Here is a 20,763-nt window from a genome sequence, read left to right as displayed (position 1 = left end):
GGGACACTTTCCGGCGTCGTCGTGTTCGCTGCGCGCTTCATGAATTCGACGGTAGCAGGATCGTCCAGGCGTTATTCCGACACGAGCCGGAAGGTGTCGAACTCCGGTTTTCCGGCGGGCCGCAGCACGAGCACGGTGCCGCCCGCGCCGGTGCGCCGGGTTTCGACGTGCTCGAACTTCTTCGGCACGACTCCGTCCGGGAAGAGCCGCCGTCCCTTGCCGAGCACGACCGGGAAGAACCACAGCCGGTACTCGTCGACGAGGTCGTGGTCGATCAACGTCCGCAGCAGCTCGCCGCTCCCGTGGACCTGGAGCTCGTCGCCCGGCCGGGACTTCAGGTCGCGGACGGACTCGACGACGTCGCCGGCCACTATCGACGTGCCCGACCACGGAGAGTCCTTCAGCGTTCGCGAGACCACGTGCTTCGGCAGGCCGTTGAGCCCGGACGCCAGCGGGTCGGCGGGGTCGGTGACCTTCGGCCAGTGCGCGGCGAAGATGTCGTGCGTGCGCCGGCCGAGCAGGAAGGCGCCCGCGCGGGCGATCCACTCCTCGGCGAGGGCGGCCATGCCTTCCTCGTAGAACGGCGTCACCCAGCCGCCCAGGTCGAACCCGCCGGACGTGTCCTCGTCGACGCCGCCTGGGCCCTGGTAGACGCCGTCCAGGCTCAGGAACGTCGTGGCGATCAGCTTGCTCAAGGTGCCTCCTCGGATGCCGGGTACCAGTACGTCACCCGGGGAGGCGCCGGATCGACATCAGGACGCCAGGAACAGCTCCAGCTGCTCGACGACGAACGCGTGGTCGTCGGCCTGCGGGAGCCCGGACACGCCCACCGTCCCGACCGGACCGACACCGCGGACGAGCACCGGGAACACCCCGCCGTGGGCCGCGTACTCGTCCGGGTCCAGGCGCGAGTCCGCCTCGAACGAGCCGCCCTTCGCGCGGAACTGCGTGCCCACGTAGAACGAACTGTGGCCGTAGCGGTCGACCACCCGGCTCTTGCGGTCGATCCACGCGTCGTTGTCCGCGGACGTCCCGGGCAGGGCCGCGTGGAAGAGGCGCTGGCCGCCCCGGCGGACGGAGATCGTCACCGGCAGCCCGCGCTCCCGCGCCGCGGCCAGCAGCTGGGCGCCGAGAGCCAGCGCCGTCTCGTTGTCGAACTTCGTGAACTGGAGACGTTCTTCCTGGTCAGCGAGCTGGGCTAGGCGGTCGGCTTCGGTCATCCACCCATTAAATCAACACTGTTGTTTAATCGCCAGTGAACTCGGTCAGGGACAGCACGTTGCCGTCCGGATCGCGGAACCAAGCGATCCGCCCGCCAGGCGTGGTCCAGATTTTGTCGGTGTCCTGTGGCAGCGTGTCGAACGTGAGGAACTCCACGCCCCGGTCGCGCAGGCCGGCCACCGCGACCCGGATGTCGGCGACCGCCCAGCCGAGCACCGTGAACGGCTGGGGCGTGAACTCGGCGACGGCGGTGACGCGAAGCATGGTCGTTCCACTTCGGAACACGCACGCGAAGGGGGTCTGCTCGATGAACTCGAGCCCGGCGACATCCGTGTAGAAGGCACGTGAACGTTCCAGGTCGGTCGACGGTGCGAAGGCGACCAGTTCCGCTGAACCGAGCATGGCTCCACCTCTCTCTCGGCGGCGAAGCTACCTGGATCGCCGACGTGGGAGAACCTCGTGCGAGGAGGCAGGCATGGGCCGCATCCGGCGGCGCACGGTGCTCGGCGGCGCGGCCGCGGCCACCGTCGCCGGCTCGTTGACGGCCGCGTGCGCCGCGCCACCGCGCAAGGGGACGATCGACGACGTCCGCCACGTCGTGGTGCTCATGCAGGAGAACCGGTCGTTCGACCACTACTACGGGACGATGGCCGGCGTCCGCGGCTTCGGCGACCGCGCGGCGCTGCGGGACGTCTTCCGCCAGCGCGGCAAGGGCGCGCCGGTGCTGCCGTTCCGGGTCGACACGTCCGTTGTGGACGGCCAGGACCTCGGCGAGCTGCCGCACGACTGGAACAGCACGCACCGCGCGTGGAACGGCGGCGCGTACGACGCCTGGGTCGCCGCGAAGAGCCCCATGACGATGGGGTACTTCACGCGCGACGACATCCCGTTCCAGCGCGCGCTGGCGAGCGCGTTCACGCTGTGCGACCACTACTTCTGCTCGATCCAGGGCCCGACGCAGCCGAACCGGCTGTTCCACTGGACGGGCACGATCGACCCGGACGGCGTCGCCGGCGGCCCGGTCACGCACAACTTCCCGGACTACGAGCCGTCGTTCCGCTGGACGACCTACCCCGAACGGCTCGAGTCCGCCGGGATCACGTGGCGGATCTACGCGAACGACGAGGAGCGCGGCGTCCCCGAGCACTTCGTCGGCGACTACGGCGACAACCCGCTGTGGCTGTTCCAGAACTTCCACGACTCGCTGTACTCGATGGACCCGGTGAAGCGGCGGCTGGCCGAGCGCGCGAACCTGCGCACGAAGCTGCTGCCCGACTCGGGGAAGGGCAAGGAGCTCGACCACGTGCTGGCCGAGTTCCTCGCGGACTGCACCGCCGGGACGCTGCCCGCGGTGTCGTGGGTCGTGGCGCCGTACGGCTACTGCGAGCACCCCGCCGCCCGGCCGGTCGACGGCGCCGCCTACATCCAGCGGATGCTGAAAGCGTTGTGGGACAACCCTTCGCTGTGGGAGTCGACGGTCGTCTTCATCAACTACGACGAGAACGACGGCTTCTTCGACCACGTCGTCCCGCCGACGCCGCCACCCGGGACCCCGGGCGAGTACCTGCCGGGCAACCGGCCCGAGAGGGGCGGGGCGTCCGGCGCGCCGCTGCCGATCGGGCTGGGGCCGCGCGTGCCGATGACCGTCGTCTCGCCGTGGAGCCGCGGTGGCTGGGTGAACTCGCAGGTCTTCGACCACACGTCGGTGCTGCGCTTCCTCGAGACCTGGACCGGGGTGCGCGAGCCGAACATCTCGGCCTGGCGCCGGGCCATCTGTGGTGACCTGACCAGCTGTTTCGACTTCCGCGCGCACGACACGACGATCCCGCTGCTGCCGGACGCGGACGCGTTGCGCGCCGAAGCCGACCGGACGCAGTCCCGGCTGCCGAAGCCCGGCTTGGGTCCCGAGGCGCTGGTCCAGGACCCAGGCACGGCGAAGGCGCGGCCGCTGCCGTACCAGCCGGTCGCCTGGGTCACGGCCGGGCCGGGCGTGCTGAAGCTGCACCTGGCCAACCACGGGACGCAGACGCTGCAGCTGGCCGCGTACGCCTACCACGCGGGCGGAGCGTCACAACGCTTCGACGTCGGCCCGAAGACCGAGATGACCGGCGAAGTCGCGTACGCCGAGTCGTACGACATCGCGATCCACGGGCCGAACGGCTTCGTCGTCGAGGCTTCCGGCAAGGCGGGCCTCGACGCTTCCGTCACGTTTACGCCGGCGCCCGCGCTACGCGTCACGGTGACCAACAGCGGGCCGGCGCCGGTCGCGCTGAACGACGTCACCCTCCCGCCGGGTGGGTCGCACGACTACCCGGTGCCGGCGAAGAACGGCTGGTACGACCTCGTTTTCGAGACGCCGGGGTGGCGCCGCCGCTTCGCCGGCCACCTGGAGGACGGGAGGCCATCGAGGACGGGGCCTTAACGCAGGGCGTCCAGCGCGAACGCGGCGAGCATCGCGACGCCGCTCGGCATCGCGTCCTCGTCGAAGAGCACGCGGTTGGAGTGGTTCGCCGCCGCTTCGGCCGGGTCGACGCCGGGCGGGCACGCGCCCAAGAACGCGTACGCGCCTTGGACGCGTTGCAGGACATAGGAAAAGTCCTCCGCACCCATCAGCGGGTCGGCGAGCAGCTCGACGTTGTCCTGGCCGAGCACCTCCGCGCCGAGGCGCAGGACCTCGGCGGCGACGCGGTCGTCGTTCACCGTCACCGGGTAGCCCGGCTCGACGTCGGCGACCACGCGGCACCCGTACGCCGCGCCGACCTGCTCGCAGACCTTGGGCAGCTCGGCGCGGACCAGCGCGCGCGTCTGCTCGGACAGAGTGCGGATCGTGCCCTCGAGCTCGGCGGTCTCCGGGATGATGTTGGACGTCGTGCCGGCCTGGATCCGGGTCACCGAGAGCACGGCGGGGTCGAACACGCTGACCCGGCGCGTGATCATCGTGTGCAGCGCCCCGACCATCGCCGCGGCCGCGGGCACCGGGTCGATCGTGTGCTGCGGCGCCGAGCCGTGGCCGCCCTTGCCGGTGACGCGCACGTGGAACGAGTCCGCCGACGCCATCAGCGGCCCCGGCCGCACCTGCAGCAGCCCGCTGCGCGCATTGGCCAGGATGTGCACGCCGAACGCGCGCTCGACCCGCGTCCCGGCGGCGTCGAGCACGCCCTCGTGGATCATGAACCGGGCGCCGTGGTGGCCCTCCTCGCCCGGCTGGAACATGAACACGACCGACCCGGCCAGCTGGTCCTTGCGCTCGGCGAGCAGCCGGGCCGCGGACGCCAGCATCGCGACGTGCGTGTCGTGCCCGCACGCGTGCATCGACTGCTCGTCCTCGGACGCGAAGTCGAGGCCGGTCTCCTCGGTAAGCGGCAGCGCGTCCATGTCGCCGCGCAGCAGCACCGCCGGGCCGGGCTTCCCGCCGCGCAGGACGGCCGTCAGCGACGTCGTGGCCTTGCCTTCGGTGATCTCCAGCGGCAGGCCGTCGAGGGCTTCCTTGATCGCCGCCTGGGTGCGCGGGAGGCGGAGCCCCTGCTCCGGTTGGCGGTGGACGACGCGCCGGAGCGCGACCGTGCGGTCCTGCAGCGCCCGCGCGTCGTCGAGGAGGCCGGCGAACGGCGTGCCGGGCAGGGTGGGCAGGTCAGTGGGGCCGGTCATGGTCCCGATAGTGCCCCATGCGGCGCTTCGGGCGCACCGTGCGTGCGTTCGGTCGAGCGGCGGAATACGGTGTGCGCATGGCGGTGGATGAGCCGGTCACGGGCTTCGCGGTAGCCGTGGTCCGGGAAGACGGTCGATGGCGGTGCAGCGCGCTCGACCCGGGGGCGTTGACCGAGCTCGACGCGGCGATCACAGAACTGGGCAAACTACGTTCCACCGGCGCGTCCTTCGGGCTGCTGGCGGTCGACGACGAGTTCTTCGTCATCGTCCGCCCGAGTCCACGGGGGCCGTCGCTGCTGCTCTCGGACGCGGCGGCGGCGCTGGACTACGACATCGCGGCGGACGTCCTCGACGTCCTGCGCGTCGATCCACCGGACGAGGAGGACGACTCCGTCTGGCCCGAAGGCGACCTGGCGATCCTCGCGGACCTCGGGCTGCCGGGGCCGGAGCTGGAGGTCATCGTCGGCGAGGTCGACCTCTACCCGGACGAGCAGCTGCAGATGGTCGCGCAGCGGTGCGGGTTCGGCAGCGAGTTCGCCAAGCTCCTGGACGAGCTCTGAGACGGCTGTCCGACACCGAGGCCGTGGAGGCCGCGCTGGAGGCAGCGCGGGCTCCGGGCGCGGACGTGCCGATCGGGGCGGTCGTGTTCGGCCCCGACGGCGTCCCGCTGGCGGCGGCGCGCAACGCGCGTGTGGAGCTGGGCGACCCGACGGCGCACGCGGAGATCCTGGCGTTGCGCGCGGCGGCGTCCGTGGTCGGCGACGGCTGGCGTCTCGAGGGCTGCACGCTGGCGGTGACGCTGGAGCCGTGCACGATGTGCGCGGGGGCGCTGGTGCTGGCCCGCATCGCGCGGCTGGTGTTCGGGGCGTGGGAGCCGAAGACCGGCGCGGTGGGGTCGCTGTGGGACGTGGTGCGTGACCGCCGTCTCAACCACCGGCCTGAAGTGCACGGAGGCGTCCTTTCGGTGGAGTGCGCGGCGGTCTTGGAGACGTACTTCGCGACGCGTCGCTGATTTTTGGGTACTCCTCCGGTATGACGATGAAGCACAAGATCCAGCAGGCAGTGGGTAGTGCTCGCGAGAAGGCCGGCGAGCTGACCGGCAACCGCCGTCTGGAGTCATCGGGCCGAGCCCAGAGGCGCTCGGCCCAGTTCCGCTCAGCGGTCGGCGACGTCCGGGTACGGGCGGGCCGCGCGGTGCGGGAGGCGCAGGTCAGGCTCCGGTCGGGGCGCCGTATCGACCCCTCGTGAGGCTGCGGTCGGCCCTCGGGTATTGTTCTCGGCGGTGGCGTGTCCGAGCGGCCGAAGGAGCACGACTCGAAATCGTGTGACGGCTAATCCCCGTCCGTGGGTTCAAATCCCACCGCCACCGCTCTCATCCGGACCCCCGGTCAGCTCAGCTGGCCGGGGGTTCGTGCTTGTGTGGCGACCCTTCTGCCCGGCTTGACTTGAAGGGGACTTGAAGTGTGAGCGTGGTCGGTACCAGCCGATCACCAAGGAGCACCACATGAAGGTCCTCGTCACCGGAGCCACCGGCAACACCGGCCGCCACGTAGTCAGCGGCCTGCTCGACCGACGCATCGATGTCAGAGTTCTCGTCCGAGACCCGGCCAAAGCGCCCGGAGGAGAAGCCGTCCAAGGCGACATCACGGACCCCGCCGAAGCTGCCGAAGGGGTTGATGCCGTCTACTTCGTCTGGCCCTTCTACTCCTCCGAAGGAATCGACAAAGCCGTAAAACCCTTCAAAGACAAGAAAATCGTCTACGTCTCATCAGCAGCCGCAGAGGATGGCGGGTTCTGGGGTGAAGTCGAAACCGCCATCGGGAAAGTCACCGATGACTGGACCTTCCTCCGCATCACCGGCCTCGCCACCAACACCCTCGGCTGGGTAACCCAAGCCGAAACCGGCAAGGTCCGAGCCCCGTACGGGCAAGCCAAGCGATCGCTCGTGCACGAAAAAGACGTCGCCGACATGGCCGTCAGAGCCTTCACCGAAGACCACGCGAAACAGATCTACTTGGTGACCGGACCGGAGGCCCTGAGCCAGGCAAACCAGGTGAAGATCATCGGGCAAGCGATGGGAAAGCACGTCCGCTGGGAAGAACAACCCGAACAGGAAGCAATAATGCAGCTCGGCGAAGAATTCGCGGCACAAGCGCTGCCCTACTGGGCGTCGCTCGTTGACAACCCGGAGCCCGTCTCGCTCGACGTTCCCACCGTCACCGGCCACCCCGCGCGGTCCTTCGAAGACTGGGCGCGGGAACGGTTCAGCTGAGCTCGACCGCCGGCGACGTCAGGGGCTCCAGCTCGGCCACCAGCGACGACAACGACGCCACCTGGGCGAACACCGTTCGGACCACCGCCGTGCACGTCGAACTGACCGTGCTCACCACCTCGGCCGAGCGGTCGCCGGCCAGGACCGCCGCCACCGACGCCGACGCCGCCGCTGCCAGCTCGCGCACCTGCGCTGCCGTCGAAACCGCCAACGTGTCCAGTTCCGAAGCGATCCGGGCGCCGAACGCGGCCGTGGCGGCGGCCGCGCGGGCCGCTGCTCCGTACTGACCGTCCACTGTGTCCGCCCAGATGCCGAACGTCTCCGCGCTGCCGCCCGTCTCCGCGTGCTCGACGCCCGTGCGGAACTCCGTGGACGCCGACGTCACCAGCGACGCCCCCGCGTCGACCGCCGTGGCGGACGCGTTGATCGAGGGTGGCGCGCAGTCCAGGTGGCGCAGGGCCGCCACCGGGTCCGGGGCGCCGATGCGGCCCGCCGCCGCTCGCAGCTCGGCCAGCGCGGATGCCGCCGACGTCAGGGCCGGGTGTTCGAACACCTCGACGAGCGAGGTCACGGCGCCACCGCGATGCGGCCGCGGAAGCCCGTGCTGCGGGTCCTCTCCGCCGTCATGCGCAGGCGGCCGGCCAGGTCGGACGTCGCGTCGCCGAGGACCCGCGCGTCGGCTTCGCGGGCCGCCAGGGCCGCCGCCCAGCGGGCCGCCAGCTCGCGGGCCTGGGCCGAGATGCCGAACGGCGTCGAGTCGACGCGGGCCTCGGCGAACCGTCCCGCCGCCTTGTCGTCGGCGGCCGCGGCCTGGTCGAGCAGGTCGGCGGCCGTGCGAAGCCGGTCACTGTCGATCCGCGAGCCTCTGCCTTCCGGCATGGGGACCTCCGTCGTCAAGGGCGCTCACCCGATCGTGGAAGATCTTGCCTCATGGCCCCGAGCCGCCCCGCATCGCGGTGACCTGCGGCGTTGAACAGCGTTCCACCAAGTGGACGTCTTGACCGCGTGCCGGGAAGAAAGCGACCATGAACGCATGCCCGTCACCTCGGAAAGCACGCCGATCCGGGCCTTCGAGCGGTCGATCGGGGAAGGCACCGTGGAGCTCCTGCTGCGCCGCGGCCGCCTGGGCTCGCCCCCTGCCTGACGCGAGCCCGGCGTCCGAACCCTCCCGAAAACCCTTGGAGCACAACCATGTCCGTAGCCGTCCCTGCCCGGATTCAGCTGCGCGAGGCCCGCACGCCCGCCGACGGCATCGTCGAAGGCCCGCGCGTCCTGCACGACCCACGGGAAGCGTACGAACTCTTCCGGATCCGCCCGCTCGGCCGGGTGATCGGCGCCGAGGTCGACGGCGTCGACCTGCGCGAGCCGCTCACCCCCGAGCTGCGCGAAGAGCTCAACCGCGCCCTGCTCGAGTGGAAGGTGCTCTTCTTCCGCGACCAGGACATCACGTCGGCGCAGCAGCGCGCGTTCGCCGCGAACTGGGGTGAGCTGGAGACCAACCCGTTCATCCCGAAGGGTGACGACGACGCCGTCACGCGCTTCGAGCGCACCGCCGCCATGCCCGGTTACGAGAACATCTGGCACGTCGACGTCACCTGGCGCCCCAACCCGGCGCTCGGCTCGGTGCTGCGGCTGATCGAGGTGCCGCCCGTCGGCGGCGACACGATGTGGGCCGACATGGCCGCCGCCTACGACAACCTGCCCGAAGACGTCCGCGCCCGCATCGACGGCCTGACCGCCGTCCACGACTACCTCCCCGGCTTCGACCGGTTCTCCGATCCCGCGCTGCTCGCGCGGTGGCAGGACGAGTTCCCGCCGGTCGAGCACCCAGTGGTCCGGACGCACCCGGAGACCGGGCGGCGCACGCTGTTCGTCAACCAGGCGTTCACGACGCACATCGTCGGGATGGACCGCGACGAGAGCGACCGGCTGCTGCGGTACCTGTTCCTGCAGGCCCACACGCCGGAGTTCCAGGTCCGGTTCAGCTGGCGGCCCAACTCGGTGGCCTTCTGGGACAACCGCGCGACGCAGCACTACGCGGTCAACGACTACCACCCGCACGTCCGGATCGCGGAGCGCGTCGCCATCGCGGGCGACCGGCCGTTCTGAGCCTTAGCCTGGGGTCATGACCGATGAACCCCAGGCAGTGGTGACCGGTTTCCTCAAGGCCCTCGAAGACCTCGACGTGGACCGCGCGCTGACGTTCGCGGCGAGCGACATCGTGTACCAGAACGTGCCGTTGCCGCCCGCTCGCGGCGTCGCCGCGGTCGAGAAGCAACTGCGCCTCATGGCCAAGTACGGTTCCGGGTTCGAAGCACGCACCCACCACATCGCCGCGGACGGCAACGTCGTGCTCACCGAACGCACCGACGTGCTGCGCCGCGGCGCGTGGGAAGCGGAGTTCTGGGTGTGCGGCACGTTCGAGGTCGAAGCCGGCCGGATCGTGCTCTGGCGCGACTACTTCGACTGGACGACGGTCCTGGCCGCGAGCGCGAAGGGCGCCGGGCGGGTCGCGCTCGCCGGCGCGCGGTCGCTTCTCGGCCGCTACAAGGCGAAGCAGGCCGTTCGCTAGACCCGGTGTTCGCCGCGGTCGTGGTCCCGAAGGTCCACGACCGCGGCTATCCCCAGGACCAGCACGAACACGCAACTGAGAACAATCAGCCCCCACATGATGGTTCTCCCTCCCCCACGTGTTCGTGCTGGTCGAGAGCTGTCGAGGAGTGGTCTGTGCCACTTTTCCGGCGGCTCACGCAGACCGTACCGCCGCTTCACGCGGGTTGTTCCCGGTCTTAGGGAGCATTTAAGGCAGATGCGCCGGATGGGTGACAGGCGCACCGCGTCCTGTAACAGCTCGCGCGCGATCAGTTATGTGCCAACGCTTACCGATGCGATTCCGTCCCTGATGGTGACGGTCGTCGAGCGCCGAGCCGAAAGATCCGCGACGTACTGCAGCACCTTGCCCGCTTCGTCCCCGGCGAGCGGTACGCACTCGTTGTCGGCGTTGCGCCGCACCGGGATCAGCTCGAGGCGGGGTTCGTCGCCGAACATGCAGCCGGCCAGCAGCCCGTCGACGTGCCGCCCGCGCATCCCCGGCCAGTCGAAGACGAGGTTGCCGAGGCTGTAGAGGATCGGGCGGCCGCGGTGGACCTCGACGGCCTGGATCGTGTGCGGCCCGTGCCCCGCGACCAGGTCGGCGCCGGCGTCGATCACCGCGCGGCCGTACGCGACCTGGTACTCGGCCAGCTCGGGGCCCGGCAGGCCCCAGTGCATCGAGACGACGACGTGGTCGTGGGTCGCCTTGGCCTGCTTGACGTCGGCGACGAGCCGGTCGAGGTGTTCGGGCACCGGCGTCGTGCGCACCAGCGGCGGCCGGCCCGGGATCTCCGCGACGCGCGGGTCAGGCTGGTACGCCGTGGTCGCAAACGCTTGCGCGACGCCGGGAAAGTCCAGATGCGTGCCGTAGGGGCGAAGCGACGTGTAGGCGAGAAACGCGACTTTCTCCCCGGCTCGTTCGAGCACGGCGGGCGCGTGCGCGGCGGCGAGGTCCGGGCCGGCGCCGCAGTGCGCGATCCCGGCCTGGTCGAGGACCGGGAGGGTCGCCGGCACGGTGAGGTCGTTGGCGCACGAGACGACGTCGATGCCGCCCGAGGTCAGCGCTTCGGCCATCGCCGCGTCGAGAGGACCCTCGAGGTTCGCGAACCGGACATCGGCGCCCTTGAGCAGCGGTTCGAGCCGCTCGAACGCCGTGGACGGCGTCGCGCGCCCCTGAACATTGACGTCTCCGCCGAGTACCAGCGTGATCACGAAACCTGCTCTGCCGAACGAGTGACGACGAAAGTAGTTGTTACGAATCGTTGCATCTTTGTCTTCCTCCTCCTCACTTGCCCGGGGGACTATGCCACGACTGTTCAAGCACAAAGGGGACTCAGGGTGACCAAGACCCACAGAGGCAAGGCCGCGCTCACCGCGGCCGTCGCGTCCGGCCTCGTACTCGGCGGGGTGGCCGCACCGGCCGCGCTCGCCGCGCCGAGCGCCGACGCGGTCATCGCCGAGGTCTACGGCGGTGGCGGCAACTCCGGCGCCACGTTGACCAACGACTTCGTCGAGCTCGCCAACCACGGTACTGCGGCCGCGAGCGTCGACGGGTTCAGCGTCCAGTACCTGCCCGGTTCGCCGAGCGCGTCCAGCACGTGGCAGGTGACGCAGCTGACCGGCAGCGTCGCGCCCGGCGGGCGCTACCTCGTCGCGGAGGGCAAGGGCAGCGGCGGCACGGTCGCGCTGCCGGCCCCGGACGCGACCGGCGCGATCGCGATGTCCGCGACCGCGGGCACGATCGCCCTCGTCTCCGGCACCACCGCGCTGACCTGCAAGACCGCCGCGGACTGCGCGGCCGACGCGCGGATCAAGGACCTCGTCGGCTTCGGCACGGCGACCGTGCGCGAAGGCGCCCCGACGGCCGCGCCGTCCAACACGACGTCCGTCGCGCGCGGCACCGCGCTGGCCGACACCGACGACAACGCCACCGACTTCGCGGTCGGCGACCCGACCCCGACCAACAGCAAGGGCGAGTCGACCGGCGGCGGCACGCCCGGCGACCCGGGAACCCCGGCGAAAATTCACGAAATCCAGGGCACCACGCGCATTTCGCCGTTCAAGGACAAGAAGGTCAGCGACGTCACCGGCGTCGTGACGGCGACCCGGACCTTCGGTTCCTCGCGCGGGTTCTGGCTCACCGACCCGAACCCGGACAGCGACCCGCGCACCAGCGAGGGCCTGTTCGTGTACACCGGCTCGACCAGCCCGGCCGTCGCGGTCGGCGACGCGGTGGTCGCGGCGGGCACCGTCCGCGAGTTCTACCCGGACGCGCCGGCGACGTCGAACTACCAGTCGCTGACCGAGCTGAGCAGTGCACAGTGGACGGTCGGCTCGCACGGGAACGCGCTGCCCGCGCCGACCGTGCTGAACCCCGACACCGTGCCGACGACGTACGCGCCGTCGCCGGGCGGGAACATCGAGCCGCTCACGCTGGAGCCCACCCAGTACGCGCTGGACTTCTGGGAGTCGCACGAAAGCGAGATCGTCTCGGTCACCGACGCCCGGGTCGTCGGCCCGTCGAACTCGTTCAACGAGCTGTACGTGACGTCCAAGCCGGACCAGCACGAGTCGGTCCGCGGCGGCAGCGTCTACCTGGGCTACGACCAGCTCAACAGCGGCGTCATGAAGGTTTCGTCGCTGATCCCGTTCGACCAGCGGCCGTTCCCGAAGCTCAACGTCGGCGACGTGCTGACCGGCACCACGTCGGGCCCGGTCGAGTACAGCAACTTCGGTGGCTACACGCTGTTCGCCAGCGTGCTCGGGACCGAAAAGGACAATGGGCTGCAGGCCGAAACCACGCGCAAGCAGCGGTCCGGCGAGCTCGCGGTCGCGACGTACAACGTCGAGAACCTGGCGCCCGGTGACCCGCAGGCGAAGTACGACCGGCTCGGCGAGGCCATCGTGACGCACCTCGCGACGCCGGACATCGTGAACCTGGAAGAGATCCAGGACAACACGGGCGCGACCGACGACGGCACCGTCGCGGCGGACCAGACGCTGCAGAAGTTCACCGACGCCATCGTCGCCAAGGGCGGCCCGCGCTACCAGTGGCGCTCGATCGACCCGGTGAACGACCAGGACGGCGGGCAGCCGGGCGGCAACATCCGCGTGGCGTTCCTGTTCAACCCGGCGCGCGTGTCCTTTGTGGACCGTCCGGGTGGGACGTCGACGACCGCGGTCGGTGTCGTCCGCGAGCACGGGAAGACGCACCTGACGGCGTCGCCGGGCCGCGTCGACCCGGCGAACGAAGCCTGGACGACCAGCCGCAAGCCGCTCGCCGGCGAGTTCGTCTTCAAGGGCCGCACGGTGTTCGTCATCGCCAACCACTTCAACTCCAAGGGCGGCGACCAGCCGACGCACGGCCGGTTCCAGCCGCCGGTGCGCAGTTCCGAGGTGCAGCGGGCGAAGCAGGCGACGGTGCTGCGCGGGTTCGTCGACTCCTTGCTGGCGTCGGACAAGAGCGCGAACATCGTGGTGGCCGGTGACTTGAACGACTACCCGTTCTCGCCCGCGGTCCAGACGCTCACCGCCGGCGGCGCGCTGAAGGACCTGATCGCGTCGGTGCCGGAAGCCGAGCGGTACAGCTACGTGTTCGAGGGCCAGTCGCAGGTGCTGGACCACATCCTGGCGTCGAAGGCGCCGCGCGGGGTGGACTACGACGTCGTCCACATCAACGCGGAGTTCGCCGACCAGGCCAGTGACCACGACCCGCAGGTGATCCGGTTCCGGCCGGGTTCGGGCAACGCGATCGAGGACGGGCTCAACGACCTGCTCGACTACCTCGAGCAGCTGCTGGGCAAGTACTTCCCGTAAGCCACTGCCGGAAAGGCCACCATCGGGTTGCCCCGATGGTGGCCTTTTCCGTGTCCACGCCAATGGGTGACCATGGAACCACGGAGCGTGGAGGGCCGTCCGAGCTTTCGACGGACCACAGGGGAGGGTGGCGTGGACGGGTATGCGGTGAAGGTCGACGAGCTGGGCAAGCTCATCGGCGACCTCGGCACGGCGGCGGGCCGGATGGCCGACGCCAACAGGAAGCTGGGTGGCGGCGGGGCGTTCGGCTCGCTGGGGACGGCGGAGCTGGGCCAGGCGGGCGTCGAGTTCGAGGAGGCCTGGGGGTACGGCATCGGGCGTCTCGGCGACGCGGCTTCGGACATCACGGATCGGCTTCGGCTGGCCAAGGGGAAGTACGAGCAGATCGAAGCGGAGTTCGGCGAGGGGTTGTCGAAGTTCGTCGCCGCGGTGCTGGGGGACGGGCCGAGGGTCGAGCAGCCGATCGGCGACGACGGCATGGTCGGCGGCGGCGCGACGGGTGGCATCACGGGCATCCTGGACGGACTGGACCGATGAGCACCCGCGACTTCCCGGCCCTGGGCTTCGACCCGGCGCCGGGCGACCTCGACGGCATCACCGACCTGGCTGGCAAGTACCGCGCGGTGAGCGAGGACCTGACCGAGGCCGACGACTCGCTGCGGCAGATCGTCCGGAAGCAGGGCATCTGGCAAGGAGAGGCGAGCGAGGCGTTCGCCCGCCGCATCGGCCCGTTGCCGCAGTACCTCGAGGGCGCGGCGCGGTCGATGGGCTCGGCGGCCGACGCCCTCGAAAGTTGGTCGCACGACCTCGGTGACCTGCAGAAACGGGCAGCGGACCTGGAGGCCCGAGCCGAGGCGGCGGCGAAGGCGGCCGAAGCGGCGCGGGCGAACCCGGACCTGGCGCTGGCGAACCGGACGTTCCCGGATCAGCAGTCGCTGCGGATCGCTCAGCGGTTGTTGGACAACGCGGGCCAGCAGCTCCAGACGGCGATCGACGGCTGCCAGAACGTCCAGGACGCGGCGAAGCAGCTCCAGCAGGAGCACGCGGAGTCGGCGAGCCGGGTCGCGGAGGCGCTTCGGAAGGCGAAGGAGCTGGCGCCGCAGGAGCCAGACGTCCTGGACAAGCTGAGCGACGCCGTCGGCGGGGCACTTGTCGACTTGTCGAACACCCTTGCCGACGGGGTGGATCAGGCTTGGGACTTCGTCCAGGACCACGCGGAGCTGATCTCGAAGCTCTCGGATGTGATGGGCGACATCGGCAACGGCCTGGGCATCTTGAGCGACTTCACACCGCCCCCGGCCGACAAGATCATGAGCGGGATCGCCACGGGACTGGGGCTCGGCGCGCTCACGGGCCACGCAGTGGCGAAGGCGGCCGGAGCGGACGTCTCGACCGAGACGCTGACCTTCGACGCCCTCGGTGCGGCGACGTCGCTGGCCGGCATCGCGGACGTCCTTCCGGACACCGCGATCAAGGTGGTGTCCTACAGCCTGCTCACCGAGCAGGGGATCGGTGAGGTCCTGGGGGGCAAGAACTTCGAAAGCCCCTGGGACGACTTCCAGAACTACTGGGTGCCGAAGGACGCGGGGCAGGCGGTGATGGCCGGGGGCACGCTCTTCGTCGGTCCCGCGGCGTGGGCGGGAGTGGCGGTCGTGAACGCCGCCGACGCCGGTGTGCAGGCCGACAACGCGCCGGCACGTCGGCGTGAGCGGGCGGAAGACGAGGTGTGGAACTGATGCCGCTGCAGATCGACCTGCCGCCCGGCTTCTCGGGCGTGCCCGTCGGCGCCGACGACCGGCTGAACCGCAGTCACGCCTGGATGGTGGCGGAGAACGTAGCTGCCGGGGCGGGGACGTCCATCGAAGAGTTCGGCAGCTACCTGATGGCGTTGGTGCCGACCATGCAGGCCAACGGCATCCGGGTGTTCGGCAAGTTCGCCGTCGGCACCCGGAAGGGCGAGGTCGCGACCTTGGCGCTGGGCGTCACGCAATGGCCCGGCACCGCCCCCGGCGACCGGAATGCCGTGGTGGCGGCGCTGGCCGAGCAGTACCGCGGCCGGCACAAGCTCGCGGTGGTCCAGCCGGTGCGGCTCCCGATCGGACCGGCGATCGTCGCCATCAGCGGGGGCGAGTTCCACCTTCCCGAGGGCGACGTGCGAGCGCAGATCAAAGCCGAGTACCAGATTCCCCTGCCGGACAACCGGTCCGTGGTGATCCTCTCGGTGGTCGCGGAGTCCGAAGACGCGTGGCCCGCGGTTGCCGAAGCGACGGCGAAGGTGGCCTGGAGCCTACGCAGCGGCGAAGGTGGGTGAGGCGTGGAACTGGTCGTCGCGGCTGGTACCGCTCCGTCTTCGTGGACGGACTGGCTGTCCTTCGGCTTCCTCAGCGGACTGGTCCTCCTGGGGATGACCTTGACCGCCGTTCGCATCGTCCGGTCGCGCCAGCCACGGGAGAAGCAGCTGGCGAGGGTGGCCGCGGAACTGGACGGCCGGCCCGCGGTCTACTTCCGCACGATGGAAATCGGGCTCTCGATCGAAGACCTCGCGTGGGTCGCGGGCAGTCGCGGGTACAGCCTGATCGTCAACCGGCCCGGCAGGCACTACAAGTTCGTCTACACACCGCATTACCCGGGGAGGGTGGCATGAGTGACAACGCGCAGCTCATCGAGGAAATGCGCTGGCAGCTCAAGCAAATCGAAGACCGCAGGGCCGAAAACCAGCGCCTCATCGCGGCGAGCGAGCACACCACGCGGATGGTCACCGTGCTCGCCGGGCCGGATGGGCGGGCCAGCGAGGTGCGGCTCGCGCCCGAAGCCATGCGGCTCGACGCCGACACGCTCGGCCGGACCATCACCGCCGCCATCCGGGAGGCCGCCTCCGGACGGCCTTCCTCCCCGCCGCGCAGGGCGGCGCCCACCGACGAAGACGAGCCCTACGACACCGTCTACGACGTCTAGACCGGCGGCTGGTCCCCCCGCTTCGGCGCTGCCCGCTTGGCGCGCCAGCCCAACGCGAGCACCGCCTGCACCAGCTCCTGGTAGCTCGGCTTGACCTCCTCGAGGTACCGGTCCAGGTACGCCGGACGCGCCGTCATGACCGGGCGGGGTTCGTCGCCCGGGTCGAGCCACAGCAGGCCCTGGATGTTGTGCAGCGCCATCTTCCACCAGCGCGTCGCGCGCGCGGCCGCTTGTGCCTCGCGTTCCGCCGCCGCTTCGATCGCGGTCCGAGCTGCCTCGATCTCCGCTTCCAACGCCTCCGCGCGCTGCAGTTCCCAGTCGCGCAGGTTCTCCGCCGAGCCGCGGGACAGGGCGATGATTTCCTTGTACCGCATGGCCGCGGTGGCACCGTCGTCGGTCACTGGACGTTCTCCGGGCGCTGGAACGGGATGATCACTTCGGGGGCGCCGTGGGTCGTGCGGTCGAAGAACAACGCGCGGCCCGGGCGCGGGGACCAGTGCACCACCTGGCCCGCCGCGAACGGCGCCAGCTCGTTGCCCTGGACGTCGAGCGCCGCCCACGTGCCGATGTCGTCGGTGCCGGCGAAACCCAGCGTGTCCTTCAGCCGCGCGATGCTGCGCCACCAGCCGATCGTGTGGATGCCGTGGCCCGGCCCCTGCTTCAGGATCACCCGCAGGTGGTCGAGACCGCTCTTCAGCTGGCCGACGGCCTTCGCCTCCAACGCCGGCAGCGCCGCGTCGACCCCGTACAGCAGCAAGATCTTCGCCCCGCCCGCCATCCCGCCGGTCATCGACTCCAGCACGCCGGTCAGGTCGTCCACCAGCGTCGCCGCGTGGCCGTCCGTGCGCAGGCGCTCGGTCAGCTCCAGCGCCGCCGGGGCGCACGCCTCGATCGGGCAGCTCAGCAGGAACTCGACCTCGCCGGTTTCGTACTGCCGGGACAGCGACCGCGCCGCCGAGTCCATGATGGACAGTGCCTCGGCCGTCGCCGATCCGAGCACCGCGACGTTGCGGCCCGGCGCCCGCGGCAGGTCCACTCCGCACGCCGTCTCGGTCACGTCGATCGACTGGCCCAGCAGCGCCCGCGGCTTCGAGTTCGTCTTGAGGTCGAGGTACGCCGGGAACTGTTCCAGGATCGGCGAATGCGCGCCGTCGAACAGGCGCGGCCGCGGGAAGTACCCCGCGTACGCCTCCCACAGCCGGTGCTGCAACCGGACGAACACGTTCTTGCTGCTCGCGTCCGGGATGTGCGCGAGCTGGTTGCCGTGCGCGACGCCGGAGTCGTGGTTGATCACGGCGTGCCACTTCGGCGCCGACACCGCCGCGTTGTTCGTCTCGGCCAGCACGCGCCGCGCCTTCGGCATCGCGATGCGCAGCGTGCACTGCTCGAACACCGCCGGCTTGCCCCAGAACGCCTCGATGCCGGCGACGTCCTGGCTGGCCAGCACCAGGTGGATGCCCTGCGACCGGCCGCGCCGCGCGATGTCCTCCAGCAGCTGGGTCGCCGCCGCCGTCACCTGGTCGCGGCCCGCGAAGAGGTACTGGAACTCATCGATCACCGCGACGATCCGCGGCCAGTGTCCACCCGGGTCGGCTTCGCGCAGGTCGGCGAGGTTGGTGACCTCGTGCTCCTTCGCGGCCGCGGACCGGCGCCGCAGCTCGTCGGCCAGGAACCGCAGCAGCGCCAGGCCGAACTCGCGGTCGGTGTTGACGTTGACGCCGACGAGCCGCGCGTGCGGCAGCCAGCTCGCGTCCTTGCGCCCCGGCGCCAGCCCGGCGAACGAGACGCCTTCCTTGAAGTCCAGCAGGTACAGCGCCAGCTCGTCCGGGGTGTACCGCGCCGCGAGACTGCCGAGCAGCGCGTACAGGAAGTTCGTCTTGCCCGAACCGGACGGTCCGCCGATCAGCGCGTGCGGGCTCGCGTCGCCGATGACGACCTCGACCGGCTCGCCCTCGTAGAACCCGACCGGCGCCCGCAGCTCCCGCGCGGAGCTCTCGTGCCCGATTTCGGCCGGCAGCAGGTCGTCGAACGACCGCGGGCCGCCCTGCTTGGCGATCAGCGCTTCGGCGATCTTGGCGACGGCGCGGATCACCTGCCCCGACGGCATCGCCGGGTCGAGGGCGACGGTCAGGTCGGTCCCGGTCATGCTGCTGATCGCGTGCCGGTCGTCGATCAGGCTCAGCGTCTCGACGGGCGCGCTCACCGCCGTCGGCACGTCGACCATGATCAGGCAGATCCCGGCGGCCAGCGCACCGCTCGCGACGCGCTTGAGGTCGCGGGCGCGTTCCGGTTCCAGGGTTTCGCCGTTGCCGTACAGCACGACGACGCGGTAGGGCTCGCTCCGCTGCCCGGTCTTCTGCCGCATCTCCCGCAGCGACGTGAATCCGGCGGACATGCAGCTGGCGTGGATGCGGCGGATGTGCCCGGCCAGCTCGTCGAGGAGGTCCTCGAGCCGGCCCGGGTCGTACAGCGAAAGCGCGCTCGTGCGGCTGAGCGGGTAGAGGTCGGGCAGGATCGCGGTCAGCTGCCCGATGTCCCAGAGGTGCACGCGCACCGCGCCGGCTTCGAACGTCGAAAGCACGCGGAGCAGCAGGTTCTGGACGATGCCGTCGATGACGGGCCGCGTCTTCGGCGCCGACGTGATCGCCAGGTGCGACTCGTCGAGGAGCGGGACGGCGACGTCGAACGTGCGGCTGGGGTCGTTGCCCGCGGCCGTCGCGGATCCGACGCGCCACAGGCCGGGCGAGGTGAGGCCGGCGTTGTGGCCGACGCGCCCGAGCCAGTCGCCCGGCGGCAGCCCGGCGGGGCCCGGCGCGTTCTGCGCGACCAGCTCGCGCAGCGTCGACGGACCTTGGCTCCAGTCGGTGTAGAAAGCGCTTCGCGCGCTGCCGAGCGCACCGAACACCTCGTGTGCGGCGGGGTGTTTGGCCCATTCGTTCTGCTGCTCGGTGGTCGCGTGGTTCATGCCGACGCGGACGATGTCCCGCTCCAGCTCCAGCTTCGCGAGGTCGGCCTCGGCGGCTTGGCGCGCACCGGCCGCCGCGCCCAGCACCAGTCCGATCTGGTGGCGTACCCGGTCGAGCGCGGTTTCGACGCGGTTGCGTTGTTCGGCTGCCCTGTTGGCCATCGGCGTCCCCAAAAACGGTGTCCCCTGCAAGGATTACAAACGCGACCGGTATCCGCTCACCAGATCTTCCGCGGAGGCCAGGCGGCCGAGGAGCTCGTCCAGCCCCTCGCCGGCCTGTGCGTACTGCGAAGGGAGCCAGGGATCGGCCTTGGCCTGGGCGTCCACGAGAGCCTGTCGGGCTTCTCCGAGCAGGCTGGTGGCGCGCTCGGAGTGGGCTCGCGCGTCGGCGAGCCCGGTGACGACAGCGGTGAGCAGCTGGTGGAGTTCGGCTAGCGTCATCCCGCTAGAGACGCGCCGAGTAGGAGTCGGCGGAGGAAATGCTCGCTTGGACGGTGCTCTGCAGACCGTTGATGCCCTGCAGGGCTTCCGCGAGCAGACCGTGGGCCTGGCTCACTTCGTGCTGGCTGCTGCCTTGGGTCGCCTGCGACAGCGACTGCTGCGCTTCTTCGAGAGACTGCGCTGCCTGTTGCAGGGCGGCGATGCTCGCGGACGCCTTTTCGTTGGCGAGTGCGATGCCAGCGCGGATCTCTTCGACTCCGGCCATCGGGCCTCATACTCCTCGGAATCGGGGTGGTTGAGAGGGGGACTTCTATTGAAACAGATCCAACGACTGAGCGTGATCATCTGATTGTGCGGAGTGATCGCGATTGCTAAATCGACAAGGCCCCGGACGTGGGAACGTCCGGGGCCAGGCCGATCACGGTGTGTGCTGGGGGTGGCCCGGCACCGCAACCGCGCGCGTAACGTCGTTGGCCGGCGCTGTCGCAGGTCAGAGCGGTTTTCGTGCCACTGCTGGCCTTTCTGGAAGCGTCGGGCTTGGTTCGGGGTGAGACTAGCGCGACCGGAGTAGCGGCCTGCGATCAGCCCCGCTCGTAACTCCGTGTGGGCGCAAGAAATTTGTCCGTCAGTCTGTCGAAGACATTTCACCTTCCGGCCGGTGGCTTGCTCCGACCGGCGGCACGGCACTAGGCGGTTCGCCCCGCAACGACGAAACGCCGGGCACGGGGCCCGGCGTTCCGACTGTTCAACGGCGGAGGATACAGGATTCGAACCTGCGAGGGCGTGAACCCAACACGCTTTCCAAGCGTGCGCCTTAGGCCGCTCGGCCAATCCTCCGCGGGAGACGATACCG

The 20,763-nt window shown here is 70.3% G+C and carries 24 protein-coding genes and 2 tRNA genes; 14 read left to right on the top strand and 12 right to left on the bottom strand.

The genetic code is table 11. The features are described 5' to 3' along the window. Positions 1 to 71: 71 nt before the first annotated feature. From ACERZO_RS42820 to ACERZO_RS42810, 3 genes are read right to left on the bottom strand one after another with little or no spacing between them, the layout of a single operon-like run. Positions 72 to 695 (bottom strand): dihydrofolate reductase family protein, encoded by a 624-nt coding sequence (locus ACERZO_RS42820; protein WP_372671702.1) that lies wholly within the window; start codon positions 693 to 695, stop codon positions 72 to 74. A 57-nt stretch (positions 696 to 752) separates the two neighbouring features. Next, positions 753 to 1,220 carry a heme-degrading domain-containing protein gene (locus tag ACERZO_RS42815; RefSeq protein WP_372671701.1) on the bottom strand — a complete coding sequence of 156 codons (468 nt, stop codon included), beginning with the start codon at positions 1,218 to 1,220 and terminating at the stop codon, positions 753 to 755. 25 nt (positions 1,221 to 1,245) lie between these two features. Continuing rightward, positions 1,246 to 1,623, bottom strand: a complete 378-nt coding sequence (locus tag ACERZO_RS42810) for a VOC family protein (RefSeq protein WP_372671700.1) — start codon at positions 1,621 to 1,623, stop codon at positions 1,246 to 1,248. Positions 1,624 to 1,696: 73 nt separating this feature from the next. Between ACERZO_RS42810 and ACERZO_RS42805 the strand changes: the two genes are divergently transcribed. Then, complete coding sequence (locus ACERZO_RS42805) at positions 1,697 to 3,643, top strand: phosphocholine-specific phospholipase C (protein ID WP_372671699.1); 1,947 nt, start codon at positions 1,697 to 1,699, stop codon at positions 3,641 to 3,643. On the opposite strand, the gene ACERZO_RS42800 is transcribed toward ACERZO_RS42805, so the two are convergent. Then, complete coding sequence (locus ACERZO_RS42800; protein ID WP_372671698.1) at positions 3,640 to 4,869, bottom strand: M20 metallopeptidase family protein; 1,230 nt, start codon at positions 4,867 to 4,869, stop codon at positions 3,640 to 3,642. The genes ACERZO_RS42805 and ACERZO_RS42800 overlap by 4 nt on opposite strands. A gap of 77 nt (positions 4,870 to 4,946) precedes the next feature. Here ACERZO_RS42800 and ACERZO_RS42795 point away from each other — a divergent pair, with 77 nt between their 5' ends. From ACERZO_RS42795 to ACERZO_RS42775, 5 genes are all read left to right on the top strand, one after another. Continuing rightward, positions 4,947 to 5,429, top strand: a complete 483-nt coding sequence (locus ACERZO_RS42795) for a tRNA adenosine deaminase-associated protein (protein WP_372671697.1) — start codon at positions 4,947 to 4,949, stop codon at positions 5,427 to 5,429. Between the two features lie 23 nt (positions 5,430 to 5,452). Further along, positions 5,453 to 5,881, top strand: a complete 429-nt coding sequence (locus ACERZO_RS42790; protein WP_372671696.1) for a nucleoside deaminase — start codon at positions 5,453 to 5,455, stop codon at positions 5,879 to 5,881. A gap of 20 nt (positions 5,882 to 5,901) precedes the next feature. After that, entirely contained in the window at positions 5,902 to 6,117 is a 216-nt protein-coding gene (locus ACERZO_RS42785) for a CsbD family protein (protein ID WP_372671695.1), read from the top strand. A gap of 33 nt (positions 6,118 to 6,150) precedes the next feature. Then, positions 6,151 to 6,238, top strand: a tRNA-Ser gene (locus ACERZO_RS42780). A gap of 135 nt (positions 6,239 to 6,373) precedes the next feature. Then, on the top strand, positions 6,374 to 7,141 hold the full coding sequence (locus ACERZO_RS42775) for an SDR family oxidoreductase (protein ID WP_372671694.1): 768 nt from the start codon (positions 6,374 to 6,376) through the stop codon (positions 7,139 to 7,141). Here ACERZO_RS42775 and ACERZO_RS42770 read toward each other — a convergent pair. Further along, the gene (locus ACERZO_RS42770; protein WP_372671692.1) at positions 7,134 to 7,712 is read right to left on the bottom strand and encodes a hypothetical protein; all 579 of its coding nucleotides are present in this window, start codon (positions 7,710 to 7,712) and stop codon (positions 7,134 to 7,136) included. The genes ACERZO_RS42775 and ACERZO_RS42770 overlap by 8 nt on opposite strands. After that, on the bottom strand, positions 7,709 to 8,020 hold the full coding sequence (locus ACERZO_RS42765; RefSeq protein ID WP_372671691.1) for a hypothetical protein: 312 nt from the start codon (positions 8,018 to 8,020) through the stop codon (positions 7,709 to 7,711). The genes ACERZO_RS42770 and ACERZO_RS42765 overlap by 4 nt, the downstream gene beginning before the upstream one ends. 312 nt (positions 8,021 to 8,332) lie before the next feature. Between ACERZO_RS42765 and ACERZO_RS42760 the strand changes: the two genes are divergently transcribed. Together ACERZO_RS42760 and ACERZO_RS42755 are read left to right on the top strand one after the other, a co-directional pair. After that, entirely contained in the window at positions 8,333 to 9,250 is a 918-nt protein-coding gene (locus ACERZO_RS42760; RefSeq protein ID WP_372671690.1) for a TauD/TfdA dioxygenase family protein, read from the top strand. 16 nt (positions 9,251 to 9,266) lie between these two features. Continuing rightward, positions 9,267 to 9,713 (top strand): limonene-1,2-epoxide hydrolase family protein, encoded by a 447-nt coding sequence (locus ACERZO_RS42755; RefSeq protein WP_372671689.1) that lies wholly within the window; start codon positions 9,267 to 9,269, stop codon positions 9,711 to 9,713. Positions 9,714 to 10,006: 293 nt separating this feature from the next. Here the strand turns inward: ACERZO_RS42755 and ACERZO_RS42750 are convergent, their stop codons facing one another. Next, positions 10,007 to 10,945 (bottom strand): CapA family protein, encoded by a 939-nt coding sequence (locus ACERZO_RS42750; RefSeq protein WP_372671687.1) that lies wholly within the window; start codon positions 10,943 to 10,945, stop codon positions 10,007 to 10,009. Positions 10,946 to 11,071: 126 nt separating this feature from the next. Here ACERZO_RS42750 and ACERZO_RS42745 point away from each other — a divergent pair, with 126 nt between their 5' ends. From ACERZO_RS42745 to ACERZO_RS42720, 6 genes are all read left to right on the top strand, one after another. After that, positions 11,072 to 13,549 (top strand): endonuclease/exonuclease/phosphatase family protein, encoded by a 2,478-nt coding sequence (locus ACERZO_RS42745; protein ID WP_372671685.1) that lies wholly within the window; start codon positions 11,072 to 11,074, stop codon positions 13,547 to 13,549. A gap of 132 nt (positions 13,550 to 13,681) precedes the next feature. Next, entirely contained in the window at positions 13,682 to 14,086 is a 405-nt protein-coding gene (locus ACERZO_RS42740; protein ID WP_372671684.1) for a hypothetical protein, read from the top strand. After that, the gene (locus ACERZO_RS42735) at positions 14,083 to 15,285 is read left to right on the top strand and encodes a WXG100 family type VII secretion target (protein ID WP_372671683.1); all 1,203 of its coding nucleotides are present in this window, start codon (positions 14,083 to 14,085) and stop codon (positions 15,283 to 15,285) included. The genes ACERZO_RS42740 and ACERZO_RS42735 overlap by 4 nt, the downstream gene beginning before the upstream one ends. Beyond that, complete coding sequence (locus ACERZO_RS42730; RefSeq protein WP_372671682.1) at positions 15,285 to 15,860, top strand: hypothetical protein; 576 nt, start codon at positions 15,285 to 15,287, stop codon at positions 15,858 to 15,860. Before ACERZO_RS42735 ends, ACERZO_RS42730 begins: the two co-directional genes overlap by 1 nt. A gap of 3 nt (positions 15,861 to 15,863) precedes the next feature. Beyond that, positions 15,864 to 16,193, top strand: coding sequence for a hypothetical protein (locus ACERZO_RS42725; RefSeq protein WP_372671680.1), 330 nt, complete (start codon positions 15,864 to 15,866; stop codon positions 16,191 to 16,193). Next, positions 16,190 to 16,504: a YbaB/EbfC family DNA-binding protein gene (locus ACERZO_RS42720; RefSeq protein WP_372671679.1), complete on the top strand. Its 315-nt coding sequence runs from the start codon at positions 16,190 to 16,192 to the stop codon at positions 16,502 to 16,504. Before ACERZO_RS42725 ends, ACERZO_RS42720 begins: the two co-directional genes overlap by 4 nt. Here the strand turns inward: ACERZO_RS42720 and ACERZO_RS42715 are convergent. From ACERZO_RS42715 to ACERZO_RS42695, 5 genes are all read right to left on the bottom strand, one after another. Then, positions 16,501 to 16,905 (bottom strand): hypothetical protein, encoded by a 405-nt coding sequence (locus tag ACERZO_RS42715; RefSeq protein ID WP_372671678.1) that lies wholly within the window; start codon positions 16,903 to 16,905, stop codon positions 16,501 to 16,503. The two genes, ACERZO_RS42720 and ACERZO_RS42715, sit on opposite strands and share 4 nt — an antisense overlap. Next, positions 16,902 to 19,631, bottom strand: coding sequence for an FtsK/SpoIIIE domain-containing protein (locus tag ACERZO_RS42710; protein WP_372671676.1), 2,730 nt, complete (start codon positions 19,629 to 19,631; stop codon positions 16,902 to 16,904). The genes ACERZO_RS42715 and ACERZO_RS42710 overlap by 4 nt, the downstream gene beginning before the upstream one ends. A 33-nt stretch (positions 19,632 to 19,664) precedes the next feature. Further along, entirely contained in the window at positions 19,665 to 19,910 is a 246-nt protein-coding gene (locus tag ACERZO_RS42705; protein WP_372671675.1) for a hypothetical protein, read from the bottom strand. 4 nt (positions 19,911 to 19,914) lie between these two features. Continuing rightward, positions 19,915 to 20,175, bottom strand: a complete 261-nt coding sequence (locus ACERZO_RS42700; protein ID WP_086677306.1) for a hypothetical protein — start codon at positions 20,173 to 20,175, stop codon at positions 19,915 to 19,917. Between the two features lie 487 nt (positions 20,176 to 20,662). Next, positions 20,663 to 20,747 (bottom strand) — tRNA-Ser (locus ACERZO_RS42695). Positions 20,748 to 20,763 lie beyond the last annotated feature (16 nt).

The organism is Amycolatopsis kentuckyensis, from assembly GCF_041679295.1.
Lineage (GTDB): Bacteria > Actinomycetota > Actinomycetes > Mycobacteriales > Pseudonocardiaceae > Amycolatopsis > Amycolatopsis kentuckyensis_A.
Note: the sequence above shows the minus strand (reverse complement) of the source record. Positions and strands in the feature narration are given on the sequence as shown.

Coding starts and splice junctions, on each gene's coding strand:
- ACERZO_RS42705 (WP_372671675.1), bottom strand. CDS start 19,910: ATGACGCTAGCCGAACTCCACCAGCTGCTCACCGCTGTCGTCACCGGG.
- ACERZO_RS42815 (WP_372671701.1), bottom strand. CDS start 1,220: ATGACCGAAGCCGACCGCCTAGCCCAGCTCGCTGACCAGGAAGAACGT.
- ACERZO_RS42765 (WP_372671691.1), bottom strand. CDS start 8,020: ATGCCGGAAGGCAGAGGCTCGCGGATCGACAGTGACCGGCTTCGCACG.
- ACERZO_RS42700 (WP_086677306.1), bottom strand. CDS start 20,175: ATGGCCGGAGTCGAAGAGATCCGCGCTGGCATCGCACTCGCCAACGAA.
- ACERZO_RS42720 (WP_372671679.1), top strand. CDS start 16,190: ATGAGTGACAACGCGCAGCTCATCGAGGAAATGCGCTGGCAGCTCAAG.
- ACERZO_RS42710 (WP_372671676.1), bottom strand. CDS start 19,631: ATGGCCAACAGGGCAGCCGAACAACGCAACCGCGTCGAAACCGCGCTC.
- ACERZO_RS42735 (WP_372671683.1), top strand. CDS start 14,083: ATGAGCACCCGCGACTTCCCGGCCCTGGGCTTCGACCCGGCGCCGGGC.
- ACERZO_RS42810 (WP_372671700.1), bottom strand. CDS start 1,623: ATGCTCGGTTCAGCGGAACTGGTCGCCTTCGCACCGTCGACCGACCTG.
- ACERZO_RS42760 (WP_372671690.1), top strand. CDS start 8,333: ATGTCCGTAGCCGTCCCTGCCCGGATTCAGCTGCGCGAGGCCCGCACG.
- ACERZO_RS42800 (WP_372671698.1), bottom strand. CDS start 4,869: ATGACCGGCCCCACTGACCTGCCCACCCTGCCCGGCACGCCGTTCGCC.
- ACERZO_RS42805 (WP_372671699.1), top strand. CDS start 1,697: ATGGGCCGCATCCGGCGGCGCACGGTGCTCGGCGGCGCGGCCGCGGCC.
- ACERZO_RS42795 (WP_372671697.1), top strand. CDS start 4,947: ATGGCGGTGGATGAGCCGGTCACGGGCTTCGCGGTAGCCGTGGTCCGG.
- ACERZO_RS42730 (WP_372671682.1), top strand. CDS start 15,285: ATGCCGCTGCAGATCGACCTGCCGCCCGGCTTCTCGGGCGTGCCCGTC.
- ACERZO_RS42775 (WP_372671694.1), top strand. CDS start 6,374: ATGAAGGTCCTCGTCACCGGAGCCACCGGCAACACCGGCCGCCACGTA.
- ACERZO_RS42785 (WP_372671695.1), top strand. CDS start 5,902: ATGACGATGAAGCACAAGATCCAGCAGGCAGTGGGTAGTGCTCGCGAG.
- ACERZO_RS42755 (WP_372671689.1), top strand. CDS start 9,267: ATGACCGATGAACCCCAGGCAGTGGTGACCGGTTTCCTCAAGGCCCTC.